We start from the raw sequence: 21,698 nt of genomic DNA, 5'->3' as shown, positions 1-21,698 counted from the left end.
TGTGACCGCCACTTGGTGTCCACATACTCTCGCGTGAAGTCCGGTTTCTTTGAACAGCCATGTCGGCAGAGTTGTGGAGCGAGCGATGGTAGGCCAGTCCGGAGAATTCCGTTCGCAGGCTGAACTGACCGGGCCGGAGCAGGAACACCACCTGCTCGCCTTCGTCACCGGTCTGACCAGGGACGTGCTCAAGAGCGCGGACCGAGAGGTACCGAACGGGATCGACCCCGAGAGTTCCTTCCTCGAGCTCGGCTTCCACTCGCTCGCCGCCGTCGACTTCCACAGCCGGCTCGTCGCGGCGACCGGGCTCCGCGTGCCCGTCACCCTGCCCTTCGACCATCCCACCCCGCGGGCGCTCGCGCGCGAACTTCAGCGCCTTCTGTACGGCTCCGCCGCCGACCCGGGCGACCAGGGTGAGCCGCTCGGGACCGCCGGGGCCGACGACGAGCCGATCGCCATCGTCGGCATGGCCGTGCGCCTCCCCGGTGGCGTCACCACCCCCGAGGAGCTGTGGAAGCTCCTCGCCGAGGGCGGCGACGCGATCTCCGACTTCCCCACCCGCCGCGGCTGGGATCTCGACAATCTGTACTCTCCGGACCCCGACGACGCGGGCAAGAGCTACACCCGCCAGGGCGGATTCCTGCACGACGCGGGCGAGTTCGACGCCGACTTCTTCGGCATCAGCCCGCGCGAGGCGCTCGGCATGGACCCGCAGCAGCGGCTCCTGCTGGAGAGCACCTGGGAGGCCCTCGAACGCGCGGGCATCGACCCCAGGGCCGCCCGCGGCAGTCAGACCGGTGTGTATGTCGGCGTCGAGAACCAGGAGTACGGCCCGCGCCTGCAGGATGCCGCCGAGGGCTTCGAGGGCTACCTGCTGACCGGCAACGCCGCCAGCGTCGCCTCGGGCCGTCTCGCCTACACCTTCGCCTTCGAAGGTCCCACCATCACCGTCGACACCGCCTGCTCCGGCTCGCTCGTCGCACTCCACCTCGCCGTACAGGCCCTGCGCCGCGGCGACTGCCCACTCGCCGTGGCCGGCGGTGCGGCCGTCATGTCGAGTCCTGGCGGGTTTCTCGCCTTCAGCCGGCAGCGCGGCCTCTCCGAGGACGGGCGCTGCAAGGCGTACTCCGCGGACGCCGACGGCACCGGATGGGGTGAGGGCGTCGGCATCGTCGTCCTCGAACGGCTCTCGGAGGCCCGGCGCAACGGCCATCAGGTGCTCGCGGTGGTGCGCGGCACCGCCATCAACTCCGACGGCGCGTCCAATGGCCTGACCGCTCCCAGTGGTCTCGCCCAGCAGCGCGTCATCCGGCGCGCCCTCGCGGGCACCGGCCTCGCCACGACGGACATCGACGCGGTCGAGGGCCATGGCACGGGTACGCGGCTGGGTGACCCGATCGAGGCGCAGGCGCTGCTGGCCACGTACGGGCAGGGGCGCGAGGGCGGGGAGCCGCTCTGGCTCGGCTCGCTGAAGTCGAACGTCGGGCATACGCAGGCTGCGGCCGGTGTCGCCGGTGTCATCAAGATGGTTCTGGCGATGCGGGAGGGTGTGCTGCCGCAGACGCTGCACGCGGACGAGCCGTCCCCGCACGTGGACTGGTCGGCAGGGACGGTGTCGCTGCTGACGGAGGCGCGCGAATGGCCGGAGACCGGGCGCCCGCACCGGGCCGGTGTCTCGTCGTTCGGTATGAGCGGCACAAACGCGCATGTAGTTCTGGAGCAGGCGCCGGCAGCGGAAGACGAGGCTGTTTCCGAGGCTCCTGTCGTCGGTGGGGTCGTTCCGTGGGTGCTCTCGGGCAAGACTGAGGACGCGCTGCGGGCACAGGCCGAGCGGCTGTACTCCTTCGTGGAGGAGAAGTCCGAGCTGGGTCCGGCCGATGTGGGGTACTCGCTGGCGGTGTCACGGGCACGGTTCGAGCACCGGGCCGTGATTTCAGGCGCGAGCCGTGAGGAGCTGCTGGCCGGACTGGAGGCTGTCGCCGACGGTGAGGTATCGGGGGGCGCGGTCACCGCGGGGAGCGTCAACCGTGGTCGGGTCGCGTTCCTGTTCACCGGGCAGGGCAGCCAGCGGGTCGGAATGGGCCGGGAGCTCCACGAGACGTACCCCGTCTTCGCGGCGGCCTTCGACGAAGTCTGCTCCTACCTCGACCTGCATCTTGAGCGTCCGCTCAAGGACCTCGTCTTCGGCACGGACGACGACAGCTCCGGTCTGCTGGACCAGACATCGTTCACGCAGGCCGCGCTGTTCGCGATCGAGGTCGCGCTGTTCCGGCTCGTCGAGTCCTGGGGTCTGACACCCGACTTCCTGGTCGGCCACTCGGTCGGTGAGCTGGCTGCCGCACACGTGGCAGGCGTCTTCAGCCTCGAGGATGCGGCTGTTCTGGTGGCTGCACGGGGCCGCCTTATGCAGGCCCTGCCGGCCGGCGGCACGATGGCCGCGATCCAGGCCACCGAGGCCGAAATCCTGGCGACGATTGAGGGCCGTGAGACGGAGATCGCCATCGCCGCGATCAACGGCCCTTCGTCGGTGGTCATTTCTGGTGACGAAGCCGCTGTCCTGGAGGTGCTGGAGCACTGGCGCGGCCGGGGCCGCAAGGTCCGTCAGCTCCGCGTCAGCCATGCCTTCCACTCCCCCCGCATGGAACCCATGCTGGACGAGTTCCGCTGGCACGCCCGTGTGATGACCTACTCCGCGCCGCGGATCCCGGTTGTCTCCAACGTGACCGGCGAGCCGGCCACCGCGGAGGAGCTGTGCTCACCGGAGTACTGGGTACGGCATGTGCGTCAGGCTGTGCGTTTCCGGGACGGCATCACCTATCTCGCCGAGCAGGGCGTCACGTCCTTCGTTGAGCTCGGCCCCGACGGCATCCTCTCGGCCATGGGCCAGGAGTCCCTGCCCGACGCCGAAGACGTGGTCTTCACCCCGGTCCTGCGCAAGGGCCGCCCCGAAGCCGAGGTCTTCACCTCCGCCATCGCCCGTATGCACGTGAACGGCGCGGAGTTGGACTGGGACGGCGTATTCGCAGGCCGCGGCGGGCAGCGCGTGGACCTGCCGACGTACGCCTTCCAGCACCAGCACTACTGGCTGGACACGCCCACGCTCTCCGGTGACGCCACGGGCTTCGGCCAGTCGGCCACGGGGCACCCGCTGCTGAGCGCGGCGGTCGCGCTGCCGGAGTCGGACGGGATGCTGCTGACGGGCCGCCTGTCTCTCCAGTCGCACGCATGGCTTGCGGATCACATGGTGCTGGACTCGGCCGTCGTGCCGGGCTCGGCGCTGATCGAGCTTGCGATCCACGCCGGCGACCAGGTCGGTTGCGGCGGGGTCGAGGAACTGACGCTGCAGGCCCCGCTGGTCCTGCCCGAGCAGGGCGCAGTGGTGCTGCGACTGGCCGTGGACGCCGCTGACGAGGCGGGCCGCCGCCCGGTGCGGTTCTTCTCCCGCGCCGACGAGGCGGTCCCCGGCAGCCAGTGGACACTGCATGCGACCGGCACACTGTTCACGGCTGCCGAGTCCGCGGCGTTCGACCTGTCCGTATGGCCGCCGCAGGGTGCCGCGTCGGTCGAGGCCGACGGCATCTACGACAGCCTGGAGAGCATTGGCCTCTCCTACGGACCGGTCTTCCAGGGTCTGCGTGCGGTTTGGCGGCTCGGCGGGGACGTGTTCGCCGAGGTCGCACTTCCCGAGGGAACTGCGACCGACGGCTTCGGACTGCACCCCGCACTCCTGGACGCCGCCCTGCACGCACTGCCGCTGGGTTCGCACGAGCGGGCACGTATCGCCTCCTCGTGGAACGGTGTGTCGCTGTACGCGTCGGGCGCCTCAGCTCTGCGCGTGAAGCTGTCCCCCGCCGACGGCTCGATCGTGGCCGCCGACGAATCGGGCGCACCCGTATTCGCCGCACAGTCCGTCACCTGGCGCGAGACGTCGGCCGAGGAACTGACAGCCGGCCGTGGTGGGTTCCACAACTCCCTGTTCCGCGTGGACTGGCCGGAGCTGTCACTGCCGTCGGTGTCGTCGGTCGAGCCGGGTACGTGGGCGGTGCTCGGCGATGAGCCGGGTGTCTTTGCCGAGGGCCCGCTGTTCTCGAGCCTGGCCGAGCTCACCACCTCCGACACGATCCCCGAGGTCGTATTCGCTCCCCTCGCGGCATACCAAGGCACGGACACGGCCACCGCCGCACACCAGGCCACACACCGCGCACTGGCCCTCGTCCAGGACTGGCTGGCAGAGGACCGCTTCGCCGACTCCCGACTCGTCTTCATCACCCACGGCGCAATCGCCGCAGGCCCGAACGACACCGTCACCGACCTGACCAACGCACCCATCTGGGGCCTCGTACGAACGGCCCAATCCGAAAACCCCGACCGCTTCCTACTCCTCGACACCGACGAGAAGTCGCCCGAACTCAACTCGCTGTGGCCACTCCTCGGCTCCGACGAACCCGAAGCCGTACTCCGCAACGACGCCATACAGGTGCCGCGTCTGGCCCGCGTGCCCGTCACCGACAGCGACCCGGCCATGGAACTGGATCCGTCCGGGACCGTTCTCATCACCGGCGGTACCGGTGCGCTGGGGTCGCTTGTCGCCAGGCATCTCGTCACTGAGCACGGCGCACGCAACCTCATCCTCACCAGCCGCCGCGGACTCGACGCCAACGGCGCACCCGAACTGGCCACCGAACTCACCGAACTCGGCGCAACCACCGTCGACATCACCGCCTGCGACGCATCCGACCGCAGCTCGCTCGAGACGCTGCTCAAGTCGATCGACAGCGAGCGTCCGCTGACCGCCGTGATCCACACGGCCGGTGTCCTGGACGACGGCGTCATCAACTCCCTCACCCCTGACCGACTCGACGCCGTCCTCCGCCCCAAGGCCGACGCCGCCCTCAACCTCCACGAACTCACCAAGGACCTGGACCTCTCCGCCTTCGTCCTCTTCTCCTCCTCAGCCGGCCTCTTCGGCGACCCGGGACAGGGCAACTACGCCGCCGCCAATACTTTCCTCGACGCCCTGGCCCACCACCGCCGCTCGCTCGGCCTGCCCGCAACCTCCCTCCAATGGGGCCTGTGGGAGCAGCGCAGCGGAATCACCGGACACCTCACCACCGCAGACATCGAGCGCATCCACCGCTCCGGCATGACCCCCCTCCCCACCCAACTCGCCCTCCAACTCCTCGACACAGCACGCGAATCGGGCGCCCCTGTCTCGTCGCCCATGAGTCTTGACCTCGCCATGTTCCGCGCGCCCTCCGCCACGGTCCCCGCCCTGCTGCGCGGACTCGTCGGCACGCCCGTGCGCCGTGTGGTGGCAAGCGAAGCGGCAGCGGCCGGCGGCACGTCCGTCCTCGCCCGCCGTCTCGCCGGGCTCTCGCCCGCCGAGCGTACGAGCACCTTGCTCGAGCTCGTACGCGGTCATGTCGCGTCCGTACTCGGCCATGGCAACGCGCAGGCGATCGAGCCGAAACGGGCCTTCAAGGAGGTGGGGTTCGACTCGCTGACCGCGGTCGAGCTGCGCAACCGCCTGAACACTCTCACCGGCCTCCGCCTCCCGGCGACACTCACTTTCGACTACCCGACCCCGTCGGCACTGGTGGAGCACCTGCTCTCCGAGACGTTCGCTGATCAGTCCGCCACCACCGGTTTCGTGGCTCCGGTCGCCGGGCCGCGGAACGACGACGAGCCGATCGCGATCGTCGGTATGGCCTGCCGCTTCCCGGGTGATGTCGCCTCGCCGGACGACCTCTGGCGCATGGTCGTCGAGAAGGGTGAAGGTCTCTCCACGTTCCCCACCGACCGCGGCTGGGACATCGAGGGCGTGTACGACCCGGATCCGACGCACGTCGGCACGACGTATGTCCGCGAGGGCGGATTCGTCTCCGCCGCGGACTTCGACGCCGAGTTCTTCGGGATCTCGCCGCGCGAAGCGCTGGCGATGGACCCGCAGCAGCGGCTGCTGCTCGAAGCCTCCTGGGAGTCGCTGGAGGCCGCGGGGATCGACCCGGCGTCCGTGCGCGGCAGCCAGACAGGTGTCTTCGCCGGTGTCATGAACACCGACTACTTCCCGAGCCTCCAGTCGGTGCCCGAGGACCTGGAGGGCTACCTCAGCACCGGCACGTCCGGAAGCGTCGCCTCCGGACGTATCTCGTACGCACTCGGCCTCGAAGGCCCGGCCGTTTCGGTGGACACGGCGTGCTCGTCCTCGCTGGTGGCCCTGCATCTGGCAGTTCAGTCGCTGCGCCGGGGAGAGTGCTCGCTGGCGCTGGCCGGCGGCGTCACGGTCATGTCGACACCTGACACCTTTGTCGACTTCTCGCGGCAGCGCGGCCTCGCCCCCGACGGCCGCTGCAAGGCCTTCGCGGGCGCGGCCGACGGCACGATCTGGGCCGAGGGCGTGGGCATGCTGCTCGTCGAGCGGCTGTCGGACGCCGAGCGCAACGGCCACAAGGTGCTTGCGGTGGTTCGCGGTACGGCAGTGAACCAGGACGGCGCGTCGAACGGTCTGACCGCTCCGAACGGTCCCTCGCAGCAACGCGTCATCCGCCAGGCGCTTGCGGGCGCGGGCCTGTCCACGGCCGATGTGGACGTGGTGGAAGCACACGGCACGGGAACGCGCCTCGGTGACCCGATCGAAGCTCAGGCGCTGCTGGCCACGTACGGCCAGGGGCGCGAGGGCGGGGAGCCGTTGTGGCTGGGCTCGGTGAAGTCCAACATCGGCCACACCCAGGCTGCAGCCGGCGCTGCGGGCATCATCAAGATGGTCGTCGCGATGCAGGAGGGTGTCCTCCCGCAGACCCTGCACGTGGACGAGCCGTCGCCCGAGATCGACTGGTCCGCGGGTGCGGTGTCGCTGCTCACCGAGGCACGGGAGTGGCCGGAGACCGGGCGCCCGCGCCGGGCGGGTGTCTCGTCCTTCGGCATCAGTGGCACCAATGCGCATGTGATTCTGGAGCAGGCGCCGGTCGTGGAGGCTGTTGAAGCTTCCGAGGCTCCTGTGGTTGGTGGGGTCGTTCCGTGGGTGCTGTCGGGCAAGACTGAGGGTGCGCTGCGGGCGCAGGCTCAGCGGCTGCACTCCTTCGTCGAGGGCTCCGAGCCGGGTCTGGCGGATGTGGGCTACTCGCTTGCCGTGTCACGGGCGCGGTTCGAGCACCGGGCGGTGGTCTCGGGCGCGAGCCGTGAGGAGCTGCTGTCCGGGCTGGAGGCTCTCGCCGCCGGACGGACGGCCCCAGGACTGGTCGACGGCTCGACCGGTACGGGCGGCAAGCTGGCGTTCCTGTTCACGGGACAGGGCAGCCAGCGGGCCGGGATGGGCCGCGAGCTGTACGAGACGTACCCCGTCTTCGCGGAGGCCTTCGACGAAGTCTGTGCGCACTTTGACGGGCACCTCGAGCGTCCGCTGAAGGACCTCGTCTTCGACACGGAGGACGTGGACTCCGGTCTGCTGGATCAGACGGTGTTCACCCAGGCCGCACTGTTCGCGATCGAGGTCGCACTCTTCCGACTCGTCGAGGCCTGGGGACTGACCCCGGACTTCCTCGTCGGCCACTCCGTCGGCGAACTCGCTGCCGCACACGTGGCGGGCGTCTTCACCCTCGAAGACGCCACCAAGCTCGTCGCGGGACGAGGCCGCCTCATGCAGGCCCTGCCCGCCGGTGGAGCCATGGCCGCGATCCAGGCCACCGAAGCCGAAATCCTGGCGACGATTGAGGGCCGCGAGACGGAGATCGCCATCGCCGCGATCAACGGACCCTCGTCCGTCGTTGTCTCCGGCGACGAAGCTGCTGTGGTGGAGGTGCTGGAGTACTGGCGGGAGCAGGGCCGCAAGGTCCGAAAGCTCCGCGTCAGCCACGCCTTCCACTCCCCCCGCATGGAACCCATGCTCGACGAGTTCCGCACCATCGCCGCCAGCCTGACCTACTCGACACCGAGCATCCCCGTCGTCTCCAACCTCACCGGCCAACTCGCCACACCCGAGGACCTCGGCACCGCCGACTACTGGGTACGACACGTCCGCCAAGCAGTCCGCTTCGCCGACGGCATCACCCACCTCGCCACCCAAGGCGTCACCACCTACCTGGAACTCGGCCCCGACGGAACCCTCTCCGCCATGGCCCAGGAAACCCTCCCCCACACCGACAACACCCTCTTCACCCCCTCCTGCGCAAAAACCGCCCCGAAACCGAAACCCTCACCCAAGCCATCGCCCACGCACACGTCCACGGCGCAGAACTCGACTGGAACGGCGTATACGCGGGCCGTGGTGGGCAACGTGTGGAGCTGCCGACCTACGCCTTCCAACACCAGCACTACTGGCTGCGGGCGACGGCCCCGGCCGGGAGCCTTGTCCCTGCCGGTCTGGCTTCGGTCACGCACCCGCTGCTCGGCGCGGCGGTCGCGCTTCCTGCAACCGGAACAATTCTGCTGGCCGGCCGTCTCTCGCTGCAGTCGCACAACTGGCTTGCGGATCACTTCGTGATGGGCGTTCCGGTGGTGCCCACATCCGTCCTTGTGGAGCTGGCGACTCAAGCCGGCGACGAAGCCAACTGTGGTGCGTTGGCGGAGTTGACCCTTCAGGCTCCGCTTGTACTGCCCGCGCAGGGTGGCGTCGCCCTCCGCGTGACCGTGGACAACGCCGACGAACACGGGCACCGGGCGATCGCGATCTACTCGCGTGCCGAAGAGGCCTCCATCGGCGAGCCGTGGAAGTGCCATGCCACGGGTCGCGTCACCGGAGTGGCTCCGGAGGCCGACATTGATTTGTCGGTGTGGCCGCCGCAGGGTGCCGCGTCCGTCGACGTGGATGCGATCTACGAGCGCCTCGCACAAGCGGAACTGGCATACGGACCGGTCTTCCAGGGCCTGCATGCGGTTTGGCGGCTCGGCGGGGACGTGTTCGCCGAGGTCGCACTTCCCGAGGGAACTGCGACCGACGGCTTCGGACTGCACCCCGCACTCCTGGACGCCGCCCTGCACGCACTGCCGCTGGGTTCGCACGAGCGGGCACGTATCGCCTCCTCGTGGAACGGTGTGTCGCTGTACGCGTCGGGCGCCTCGGCTCTGCGCGTGAAGCTGTCCCCCGCCGACGGCTCGATCGTGGCCGCCGACGAATCGGGCGCACCCGTATTCGCCGCACAGTCCGTCACCTGGCGCGAGACGTCGGCCGAGGAACTGACAGCCGGCCGTGGTGGGTTCCACAACTCCCTGTTCCGCGTGGACTGGCCGGAGCTGTCACTGCCGTCGGTGTCGTCGGTCGAGCCGGGTACGTGGGCGGTGCTCGGCGATGAGCCGGGTGTCTTTGCCGAGGGCCCGCTGTTCTCGAGCCTGGCCGAGCTCACCACCTCCGACACGATCCCCGAGGTCGTATTCGCTCCCCTCGCGGCATACCAAGGCACGGACACGGCCACCGCCGCACACCAGGCCACACACCGCGCACTGGCCCTCGTCCAGGACTGGCTGGCAGAGGACCGCTTCGCCGACTCCCGACTCGTCTTCATCACCCACGGCGCAATCGCCGCAGGCCCGAACGACACCGTCACCGACCTGACCAACGCACCCATCTGGGGCCTCGTACGAACGGCCCAATCCGAAAACCCCGACCGCTTCCTACTCCTCGACACCGACGAGAAGTCGCCCGAACTCAACTCGCTGTGGCCACTCCTCGGCTCCGACGAACCCGAAGCCGTACTCCGCAACGACGCCATACAGGTGCCGCGTCTGGCCCGCCCGACGACCGCCGAGACCACCACACCGCTGGACTCCTCCGGCACCATCCTCATCACCGGCGGCACCGGCGCCCTCGGCTCCCTCGTCGCCCGCCACCTCGTCACCCAACACGGCGCACGCAACCTCATCCTCACCAGCCGCCGCGGACTCGACGCCAACGGCGCACCCCAACTGGCCACCGAACTCACCGAACTCGGCGCAACCACCGTCGACATCACCGCCTGCGACGCCGCGGACCGCAAGGCCCTCGCAACCCTCCTCGCCAGCATCCCCGCCGAGCACCCCCTCACCGCCGTCATCCACACCGCCGGCGTCCTCGACGACGGCGTCATCAACTCCCTCACCCCAGAACGCCTCGACGCCGTCCTCCGCCCCAAGGCCGACGCCGCCCTCAACCTCCACGAACTGACAGCCGACACAAACCTGACGGCATTCGTTCTCTTCTCCTCCGCCGCCGGTGTCTTCGGCGACGCAGGTCAAGCGAACTACTCGGCCGCCAACACCTTCCTCGACGCACTCGCCCACCACCGCCGCTCGCTCGGCCTCCCCGCAACCTCCCTCGCCTGGGGCTTCTGGGAGCAGCGCAGCGGGATCACCGGACACCTCTCCGCCGCCGACATCGAGCGCATCAAGCGCTCCGGCATGCTGCCGATCTCCTCGGAGCTCGGCATGTCGCTCTTCGACGCTGTCGTCTCGTCGTCGGACGAGGCGCTGCTCGTACCCATGCCGCTGGATCTCGCCACGCTGCGCGGCCAGGGCGCGGCCCTCCCGGCGCTGCTGCGCGGTCTGACCGGATCTCCGGCCCGCCGCGTGGCCGGCGGGAAGGCAGCGAGTACCGAGTCCTCATCGCTGGCTCGCCGCCTCGGCGGGCGTCCGGAGGGCGAGCAGAGCAGCGTGCTTCTCGACCTGGTACGTACACACGTCGCAGCCGCTCTGGGCCACGGCAGCGCAGACGCTGTCGCGCCGAAGCGCGCATTCAAGGAGTTGGGCTTCGACTCCCTGACCGCCGTCGAACTGCGCAACCGCCTCAACGGCGAGACCGGACTCCGACTCCCCGCAACGCTGGTCTTCGACTATCCGACGCCCGCCGTGCTCGTCGACTTCCTGCGCACCGAACTCCTCGGTGCCGCAGAGACCGCCGTGGCCACTCCGCCGATCCCGGCCGGCACGGCGGCCACGGACGACGACCCAATCGCGATTGTGGGCATGAGTTGCCGCTTCCCGGGCGGGGTGTCCTCCCCCGAGGAGTTGTGGCAGCTGCTGATCAACGGTCGTGAAGGGCTCTCGCCGTTCCCGACGGACCGCGGCTGGGACGTCGAGAGCCTGTACGACCCCGACCCGGCGAAGACCGGCACGACCTACGTCCAGGTCGGCGGCTTCCTGGAGCAGGCCGGCGACTTCGACCCCGCCTTCTTCGGTATCTCGCCGCGCGAGGCGCTGGCCACCGACCCGCAGCAGCGCCTGATGCTCGAGGCGGCCTGGGAGGCATTCGAACGTGCGGGCATAGACCCCGATTCGATGCGCGGCAGCCAGACCGGCGTCTTCGCCGGTGTGATGGCCACCGACTACTTCCCCGGTCTTCAGTCGGTTCCCGAGGACCTGGAGGGCTACCTCAGCACCGGTACGTCCGGCAGCGTCGCCTCCGGACGTATCTCGTACGCACTCGGCCTCGAGGGCCCCGCGGTGTCCGTCGACACGGCGTGCTCGTCCTCGCTCGTCGCGCTGCACCTGGCCGTGCAGTCGCTGCGCCAGGGCGACTGCTCGCTGGCCCTGGTCAGCGGTGTCACCGTGATGGCCGGTCCGGATACGTTCATCGACTTCTCCCGTCAGCGCGGCCTCGCACCCGACGGCCGCTGCAAGGCCTTCGCCGGTGCCGCGGACGGCACCGCGTGGGCCGAGGGTGTGGGCATGCTGCTGGTCGAGAAGCTGTCGGATGCACAGCGCAAGGGCCACAAGGTGCTTGCGGTGGTCCGCGGTTCCGCCATCAACCAGGACGGCGCCTCCAACGGTCTCACCGCTCCGAACGGTCCCTCGCAGCAACGGGTCATCCGCCAGGCGCTTGCGGGCGCGGGCCTGTCGACGGACGACGTGGACGTGGTCGAGGCGCATGGAACGGGTACGCGGCTCGGCGACCCGATCGAAGCTCAGGCATTGCTGGCCACGTACGGCCAGGGGCGCGAGGCCGACCAGCCACTGTGGCTGGGCTCGGTGAAGTCCAACATCGGCCACACTCAAGCTGCCGCCGGTGTCGCCGGTGTCATCAAGATGGTCATGGCGATACGGGAGGGTGTCCTCCCGCAGACCCTGCATGTGGATCAGCCGTCGCCCGAGGTCGACTGGTCGTCGGGTGCGGTGTCGCTGCTCACCGAGGCGCGGGAATGGCCGGAGACCGGGCGCCCGCGGCGGGCCGGTATCTCGTCGTTCGGCCTGAGCGGGACAAACGCGCACACGATCATCGAGCAGGCGCCGGTCGAGAGCTCCGGTGCGGTGGCTGTGGCTCCGGTGGTTGGCGGGGTCGTTCCGTGGGTGCTGTCGGGCAAGACTGAGGACGCGCTGCGGGCGCAGGCGGCACGGCTTGCAGCGTTCGTCGGCGAGCGGTCCGACCTGGGTCTGGCGGATGTGGGGTACTCGCTTGCGGTGTCGCGGGCGCGGTTCGAGCACCGGGCGGTCGTCACCGGCACCGACCGGGAAGAACTTCTCGCGGGTGTACGGGCGTTGGCCAGCGGCGATCTGTCGGGTGCGGTGACTGCCGGGAGCATAGGCCGTGGCCGGCTGGCGTTCCTGTTCACGGGGCAGGGCAGCCAGCGGGTCGGGATGGGCCGGGAGCTGTACGGGACCTACCCCGTCTTCGCGGCGGCCTTCGACGAGGTCTGTGCGCACTTTGACGGGCACCTCGAGCGTCCACTGAAGGACCTCGTCTTCGGCACGGACAACGACAGCGCCGGTCTGCTGGACCAGACGGTGTTCACGCAAGCCGCACTGTTCGCGGTCGAGGTCGCACTCTTCCGGCTCGTGGAGGCCTGGGGCCTCACTGCCGACTTCCTCGTCGGCCACTCCGTCGGTGAGCTGGCTGCCGCACACGTGGCGGGTGTCTTCACCCTCGAAGACGCCACCAAGCTCGTCGCGGCACGAGGCCGCCTCATGCAGGCCCTGCCCGCCGGTGGAGCGATGGCCGCGATCCAGGCCACCGAGGCGGAGATTCTGCCGCTGCTGGAAGGCCGGGAGCACGAGATCGCCATCGCCGCGATCAACGGCCCTTCGTCCGTCGTTGTCTCCGGCGACGAAGCTGCTGTGGTGGAGGTGCTGGAGTACTGGCGGGAGCAGGACCGCAAGGTCCACCAGCTCCGCGTCAGCCACGCCTTCCACTCCCCCCGCATGGAACCCATGCTCGACGAGTTCCGCACCATCGCCGCAGGAATCTCCTACGGAACCCCGCGCATCCCCGTCGTCTCCAACCTCACCGGCCAACTCGCCACACCCGAGGACCTCGGCACCGCCGACTACTGGGTACGACACGTCCGCCAAGCAGTCCGCTTCGCCGACGGCATCACCTACCTGGACGGGCAGGGCGTCACCACCTACCTGGAACTCGGCCCCGACGGAACCCTCTCCGCCATGGCCCAGGAAACCCTCCCCCACACCGACAACACCCTCTTCACCCCCCTCCTGCGCAAAAACCGCCCCGAAGCCGAAACCCTCACCCAAGCCATCGCCCACGCACACGTACGCGGTACAGAACTCGACTGGGACGGCGTATACGCGGGCCGTGGTGGGCAACGTGTGGAGCTGCCGACCTACGCCTTCCAACACCAGCACTACTGGCTCCAGGCAGCAGCCTCGTCCAGTGACGCCACCAGCCTCGGACTCGGCACGACCGAGCACCCGCTGCTCGGCGCCACCATCGCACTCCCCGAGACGAACACCACCGTCCTCACCGGCCGGCTGTCCCTCCAGTCCCACCCGTGGCTGGCCGACCACATCGTCATGGGTACGGCAGTGGTGCCGGTCTCAGCGCTGGTCGAGCTCGCCATCCACGCCGGCGACCAGGTGGGGCACGGCACGATCGACGAGCTGACGCTCCAGGCCCCGCTGGTCCTCCCCGAGCGCGGTGGCATCGCCCTGCGCGTGACCGTGCAGGAGGTCGACGAGAACGGTCGCTGCTCGGTGCGGATCTTCTCCCGGCCCGAGGAGACGGAAGCGGACGAGCCGTGGGTACTCAACGCGGACGGCGCGCTGTCCGCCGCGGCCGAAGGAGAGTCTTTCGACCTGTCGGTGTGGCCGCCACAGGGTGCCGCTTCGATCGACGTGGCTGAGATCTACGAGCGTCTCGCGCAAGCCGATTTGGCATACGGACCGGTCTTCCAGGGTCTGCGTGCGGTTTGGCGGCTCGGCGGGGACGTGTTCGCCGAGGTCGCACTTCCCGAGGGAACTGCGACCGACGGCTTCGGACTGCACCCCGCACTCCTGGACGCCGCCCTGCACGCACTGCCCCTGAACCCGACCGACCAGCCACGCATCACCTCCTCCTGGAACGGAGTCTCGCTTCACGCATCCGGCGCCAGCACACTCCGCGTCAAACTCTCCCCCGTCGACGGCTCATTCATAGCCGCCGACGAAACAGGAACACCCGTCCTCACCGCACAATCCATCACCTGGCGCCTGCCCACTGCCGACGAACTCACCACCGGACACAGCCCGTTCCGCAACTCCCTCTTCCGCGTGGAATGGCCGGAGACGGCGATTCCGACGCCGGGCGCGAGCATCACGTCGGCCATTGTCGGCGCCAACTCCATCGGTCTGGCCGATGCGACCGTGTGTGCCGACCTGGCGGAGCTGGCACAGGCGGAAGCCGTGCCTGCCGTGGTGTTCGTTCCGCTCACCGTCACGGCCACCGACGCCCAATCCGAAGCAGACGTCGCGACTGCCGTTCGCTCGACCGCACATCACGTGCTGGACCTCGTCCAAGGCTGGCTCGCCGAGGACCGTTTCGCAGACTCCCGCCTGGTAATCGTGACGCGCGGCGCAGTGGCGACTCATACGGACGAAGGCGTCAAGGACCTGGTGAACGCCCCCACTTGGGGTCTCGTTCGGTCAGCGCAGGCGGAGAACCCGGAGAGGTTCGTCCTCGTCGACATGGACACTCCCGACCCCGACCTCACCCCCGCCGACACCGTTGGCGCGGCGACGAATGCCGAGGCCGAGCGCCTCATGGCCGTCGTCGCCACGGGCGAGGAGCAGGTGGCTCTGCGCCAGGGGAAGGCTTTCGTTCCGCGCCTGGCCCGCTTCTCCGCCCAGGGCGGGGAGCCGGGCACCGGCATCGACAGCCAGGGCACGGTCCTGATCACGGGTGGCACCGGCTCGCTCGGCGCGCTGTTCGCCCGTCACCTCGTCACCGAACACGGCGTACGCCACCTCATCCTCACCAGCCGCCGCGGTCGTCACGCTGAAGGCGCCGACGAGCTGGCCACCGAACTCAGCGGCCTCGGCGCGACCACCATCACCATCGCAGCCTGCGACGTCGCCGACCGCGAAGCGCTCGCAGCCCTTCTCGCCACCGTCCCCGCCGACCGTCCCCTCACCGCCGTCATCCACACGGCCGGTGTCCTGGATGACGGCGTCATCAACTCCCTCACCCCCGACCGACTCGACGCGGTCATGCGCCCCAAGGCCGACGCCGCCGTGCATCTGCACGAGCTGACGAGGGATCTGGATCTGTCCGCCTTCGTCCTCTTCTCCTCCGCCGCCGGCGTGTTCGGCGAGGCCGGGCAGGGCAACTACTCGGCCGCCAACACCTTCCTGGACGCGCTGGCATCCCACCGCCGCGCCCTGGGACTGCCCGCCACCTCCCTCGCCTGGGGCTTCTGGGAGCAGCGGAGCGGGATCACCGGACACCTCTCCGCCGCCGACATCGAGCGCATGAGGCGTGCGGGGACCGTCCCGCTTCCCTCCGAGGTAGGGCTCGCGATGTTCGATGCCGCCGTCCAGGGCACGGAGGCGACGCTCGTCCCGATCCCGCTGGACCTTGCCGCACTGCGGACACAGGGCAGCACCGTTCCGGCGCTTCTCCACCGGCTCGTCGGGACGCCCGCGCGGCGCACGGTCCGGACCGAGGTCGTGGCCGCCGGGTCGGGTCTGGCGCAGCGCCTGGCCGGTCTCTCGCGCAATGAGCAGGACAACGCGCTGCTGAACCTTGTACGTACGCACGTGGCTGCCGTCCTTGGGCACGGCGGTGCGGACGCGGTCGAACCGGGCCGGGCCTTCAAGGAGTTGGGCTTCGACTCGCTGACCGCCGTCGAACTGCGCAACCGCCTCAACGGCGAGACCGGACTCCGACTCCCCGCAACGCTGATTTTCGACTACCCGACGCCCGCCGCACTCGTCGAGTACATAGGAGGCGAGGTTCTCGGACAGGGAGCCGGGACGGCACTCGCCGTCGCCGCCCGGGTCGAGACCGTCGTGGCGACGGATGACGACCCGATCGCGATCGTGGGCGTTGCCTGCCGCTACCCGGGTGGCGCCACCTCGTCCGAGGCGCTGTGGCGACTGCTGCTCGCGGGTGAGGAGGGCCTGACGGATTTCCCGACCGACCGCGGCTGGGACCTCGATACCCTCTTCGACTCCGATCCCGACCGCGTCGGCACCACCTACGCCAGGGTCGGCGGCTTCCTCGAGAGCGCCGGCGACTTCGACCCCGCGTTCTTCGGGATCTCGCCGCGTGAGGCGCTGGCGATGGACCCGCAGCAGCGGCTGCTGCTCGAAGCATCGTGGGAGGCGCTCGAGCGGGCCGGGATCGACCCGGCGTCCATACGCGGCAGCCAGACCGGTGTCTTCGCCGGTGTCATGAGCTCGGACTACTACCCGGGCCGCGACTCCGCCCCGGAGGGCGTCGAGGGCTACCTCGGCACCGGTAACTCGGGCAGTGTCGCCTCGGGTCGTGTCTCGTACGTGCTCGGTCTTGAAGGCCCCGCGGTGTCCGTCGACACGGCGTGCTCGTCCTCGCTCGTCGCACTGCACCTGGCCGTGCAGTCGCTGCGCCAGCGGGAGTGCTCGCTGGCACTGGTCGGTGGCGTCACGGTCATGGCCAGCCCGGACACGTTCGTCGACTTCTCGCGTCAGCGCGGTCTCGCACCCGACGGCCGCTGCAAGGCGTTCGCAGCAGCCGCGGACGGCACCGGCTGGGCGGAGGGCGTGGGCATGCTGCTGGTCGAGCGGCTGTCGGAGGCGCGCCGCAACGGCCACACCGTTCTTGCGGTGGTTCGCGGTACTGCGGTGAACCAGGACGGTGCGTCGAACGGTCTGACCGCTCCGAACGGCCCGTCCCAGCAGCGTGTCATCCGCCAGGCCCTCGCCAACGCGAAGCTCACGCCCGGGGATGTGGACGCGGTGGAGGCGCACGGCACCGGTACGCGGCTCGGTGACCCGATCGAGGCGCAGGCGCTGCTGGCCACGTACGGCCAGGGGCGTGAGGGCGGGGAGCCGTTGTGGCTCGGTTCGATCAAGTCCAACATCGGCCACAGCCAGGCAGCCTCGGGCGTGGCAGGCATCATCAAGATGGTCATGGCGATGCGGGAGGGCCTGCTGCCGAAGACCCTGCACGTCGACGAGCCGTCGGCGGAGGTGGACTGGTCGGCGGGCGCTGTTTCCCTGCTGACCGAGGCACGGGAGTGGCCCGAGGTCGGACGTCCGCGCCGAGCAGGCGTCTCGTCCTTCGGCATCGGCGGCACGAATGCACACGTAATCCTGGAGCAGGCGCCGGCCGTCGAAGCCGAGCCGACTTCTGAGGTTCCTGTTGTCGGTGGGGTCGTTCCGTGGGTGCTGTCGGGCAAGACTGAAGATGCACTGCGGGCGCAGGCCCAGCGGCTGTACTCCTTCGTGGACGAGAACGCTGAGCTGGGTCTCGCCGATGTGGGCTACTCGCTTGCCGTGTCGCGGGCGCGGTTCGAGCACCGGGCCGTCGTCACCGGCACTGACCGGACTGAACTCCTCGCCGGACTGAAGGCATTGGCCAGCGACGAACCGTCCGGCGTACTGACCACTGGCAGCGTGAACCGCGGCCGGGTCGCGTTCCTGTTCACCGGACAGGGCAGCCAGCGGGTCGGGATGGGCCGGGAGCTGTACGAGGCGTATCCGGTGTTCGCGGAGGCCTTCGACGAGGTCTGTGCGCTCTTTGACGGGCACCTCGAGCGTCCACTGAAGGACCTCGTGTTCGGCACGGAGGACGCGGACTCCGGTCTGCTGGACCAGACGGTATTCACGCAGGCCGCGCTGTTCGCGGTCGAGGTCGCACTCTTCCGACTCGTCGAGGCCTGGGGACTGACCCCGGACTTCCTCGTCGGCCACTCCGTCGGCGAGCTGGCTGCCGCACACGCAGCAGGCGTCTTCACCCTCGAAGACGCCGCCAAGCTCGTCGCGGCACGAGGCCGCCTCATGCAGGCCCTCCCTGCCGGTGGAGCGATGGCCGCGATCCAGGCCACCGAGCCGGAGATTCTGCCGCTGCTGGAAGGCCGGGAGCACGAGATCGCCATCGCCGCGATCAACGGACCCTCGTCCGTCGTGATTTCCGGTGACGAGAGCGCCGTGGTGGAGGTGCTGGAGTACTGGCGGGAGCAGGACCGCAAGGTCCGAAAGCTCCGCGTCAGCCACGCCTTCCACTCCCCCCGCATGGAACCCATGCTCGACGAGTTCCACACCATCGCCGCCAGCCTGACCTACTCGACACCGCGCATCCCCGTCGTCTCCAACCTCACCGGCCAACTCGCCACACCCGAAGACCTCAGCACCGCCGACTACTGGGCACGCCACGTCCGCCAAGCAGTCCGCTTCGCCGACGGCATCACCCACCTCGCCACCCAAGGCGTCACCACCTACCTGGAACTCGGCCCCGACGGAACCCTCTCCGCCATGGCCCAGGAAACCCTCCCCCACACCGACAACACCCTCTTCACCCCCCTCCTGCGCAAAAACCGCCCCGAAACCGAAACCCTCACCCAAGCCATCGCCCACGCACACGTACGCGGTACAGAGCTGGACTGGGACGGCGTATACGCGGGCCGTGGTGGGCAACGTGTGGAGCTGCCGACCTACGCCTTCCAACACGACCGCTACTGGCTCGAGTCGATCTCACCCACCGGCGACGCCGCCGGACTTGGCCAGTCCGCCAACACCCACCCGCTGCTCGGCGCCACCATCGCCCTCCCCGAGTCGGACACCACCGTCCTCACCGGCCGCCTGTCCCTCCAGTCGCACCCGTGGCTGGCCGATCATGTGGTGCTCGGATCGGCACTGCTGCCCGGGTCCGTCCTCGTCGAGCTCGCGATCCACGCAGGCGACCAGGCCGGATGCAGCACCCTCGAAGAACTGACGATCCAGACCCCGCTCGTGCTCCCCCAGCGCGGCGGAAGCGCCATCCGAGTGACGGTGGAGGCCGCCGACGAGAGCGGTCACCGACGTGTGGCGATCTACTCGCGGCTCGAGGACGCCGACGCGGAAACGCCCTGGACACGGCATGCCGAGGGCCTGCTCACGGACGCCATGTCCGGCGGCGACTTCGATCTGTCGGTGTGGCCGCCCAAGGGCGCAACAGAGATCGAACTCGACGGCGTCTACGACGACCTGGAGAGCATCGGTGCCGGCTACGGCCCGGTCTTCCAAGGCCTGCGTAATGCCTGGCGACTCGACAACGACATCTACGCCGAAGTGGCACTGCCCGAAGGCACTGCGACCGACGGCTACGGTCTCCACCCCGCACTCCTCGACGCCGCCCTGCACACGCTGCATCTCGACGCACTCGACGCGTTCGGCGACGAGAGCGGCCGGATCTCCCTGCCGACCGCGTGGAGCGGCGTCACGCTCCACGCAACGGGTGCTTCCCTGCTGCGCGTACGCATCACTGAGAGCCTGGCCGTACAGATCGCGGATCGCACCGGATCGCCCGTGGCGACGGTTGCCGCGCTCGAGCTGCAGCCGGTGACGGGCGACGAGCTTTCCGCGGCCCGCGCCGGATTCCATGAGGCGCTGTTCCATTCCGAGTGGACGCCGTTGGCGCTCGGCACATCCAGCACCGTCGCGCCGGACGTCGCCACCGGGTGGGCCGTACTCGGGGGCGACACCCTGGGGCTGCCTTTCGACGGCGCGGCGTGGTACGCGGATTTGAGCGAGCTGTCCCGGGAGGGATCCGTACCGCAGCTGGTGTTCGCGCCCCTGAGCTCCACGCCCGTATCGAGCAGTTCCGCAGCGCAGGGCGACGCACAGGATCTCGCGCAGGCAGCGCACGCCGCGCTGTACCGGACGCTCGACCTGGCGCAGGAGTGGCTGGCCGACGAGCGGTTCGCCGACTCGCGTCTGGTACTCGTGACCCAGGGTGCGGCCGCCACAGGGCCCGACGAAGATGTGCTGGACCTGGAGAACGCCGCCGTTTGGGGGCTGATCCGCTCGGCGCAGACCGAGAACCCGGACCGGCTCGTGCTCCTGGACGTACGAAGTGACGAGCTCACCGCCGAGCTGCTCGCGACGGCCGTCGCCTCCGGCGAACCCGAGCTGGCCGTACGGGGCGCCCAGGTGTCCGCACGTCGTCTGGCCCGCGTCCCCGTCGCCGGGGTGACCACAACAGCCTCTGTCGAGCTGGACCGTGCCGGCACCGCGCTGATCACCGGCGGCACCGGCACGCTCGGAGCACTGGTGGCGCGCCACCTGGTGGCCGAGCACGGCGTACGCAACCTCATCCTCACCAGCCGCCGTGGCCTCGATGCCGAGGGCGCACCGGAGTTGGCCGCCGAGCTCAAGGGTCTTGGCGCACAGGTGGAGATCGCCTCGTGCGATGTCACGGACTTCTCGGCGCTGACGACGCTCGTGAAGTCCGTCCCGGCGGAGCACCCGCTCACCGCAGTCGTGCACACCGCCGGCGTGATCGACGATGCCACGGTCGGCTCGCTCACGCGGGAGCGGCTCGGCCGGGTACTGCGTCCGAAGATCGACGCCGTGCTCAACCTCCACGAGCTGACGAAGGACCTGGGCCTGTCCGCCTTCGTCCTCTTCTCCTCCGCCGCCAGTCTCTTCGGCGAGGCAGGCCAGGCCAACTACGTCGCGGGCAATACCTTCCTCGACGCCTTGGCGCAGCACCGGCGGGCCATCGGACTCGCCGGCACCTCGCTCCAGTGGGGTTTCTGGGGGCAACGCAGTGGCATCACCGGCCACCTCACGGCGGCCGACGTACAGCGCATGGAGCGCGGCGGCATGCTGCCGATCTCCTCGGAGCTGGGCATGTCGCTGTTCGACGTGGCCCGCGAGTCCGGCCGTCCCGTGGTCTCCCCGATGCGCCTGGATCTCGGGACGCTGCTCGCCCACGAAGGCGGCTCGGACGACGCACTGCTGCGTGGGTTGCGCCGTGGGCCCGGCCGGCGCGCGGCCGCGGCCGGCGCTTCCGCTGCGGGCAAGGCTGCACTCGCCGACCGACTCGCCGGGCTCACCGGCGAGGAGCAGAACGCGCTGCTGCTGGAGGCCGTGCGTACCCATGTCGCCGCGGTCCTCGGCCACAGCGGCGGGGGCGGGGGCGGGCTCGAACCGGGCCGGGCCTTCAAGGAGTTGGGCTTCGACTCGCTGACCGCCGTCGAACTGCGCAATCGCCTCAACGGCGAGACCGGGCTCCGGCTTCCGGCCACTCTCGTCTTCGACTACCCGACGCCGCTCGCGCTCACCGGTTATCTGCGTGCCCAGCTGGTGCCGGACAGCGACGGGCCCGACGCCGGCGCCGATCCCGAGGAAGTCCGGATCCGCTCCGCGCTCGCAGCTGTTCCGCTGGCTCGCTTCCGCGAGGCCGGCGTGCTGGATCTCCTGATGGACCTGGCCGGTATGGGCGGTGCGAACCCCGCGCCCGAGGAAACCGACCGAACCGACGCGATCGACGATATCGACGCGATGGACACCGAACACCTGATCCGTATGGCGCTCGGAAACGCCGACTCGTGATGTCTGAT

1 protein-coding gene and 1 pseudogene are annotated in these 21,698 nt (G+C 69.7%); both read left to right on the top strand.

The features are described from left to right. Positions 1–220 precede the first annotated feature (220 nt). A pseudogene (locus OG735_RS31835) lies at positions 221–8,128 on the top strand (SDR family NAD(P)-dependent oxidoreductase); the annotation flags it as partial. Between the two features lie 146 nt (positions 8,129–8,274). Continuing rightward, positions 8,275–21,690, top strand: coding sequence for an SDR family NAD(P)-dependent oxidoreductase (locus tag OG735_RS31830; RefSeq protein WP_327326575.1), 13,416 nt, complete (start codon positions 8,275–8,277; stop codon positions 21,688–21,690). Positions 21,691–21,698 lie beyond the last annotated feature (8 nt).

The organism is Streptomyces sp. NBC_01210 (assembly GCF_036010325.1).
Taxonomy (GTDB): Bacteria; Actinomycetota; Actinomycetes; order Streptomycetales; family Streptomycetaceae; genus Streptomyces.
Note: the sequence above shows the minus strand (reverse complement) of the source record. Positions and strands in the feature narration are given on the sequence as shown.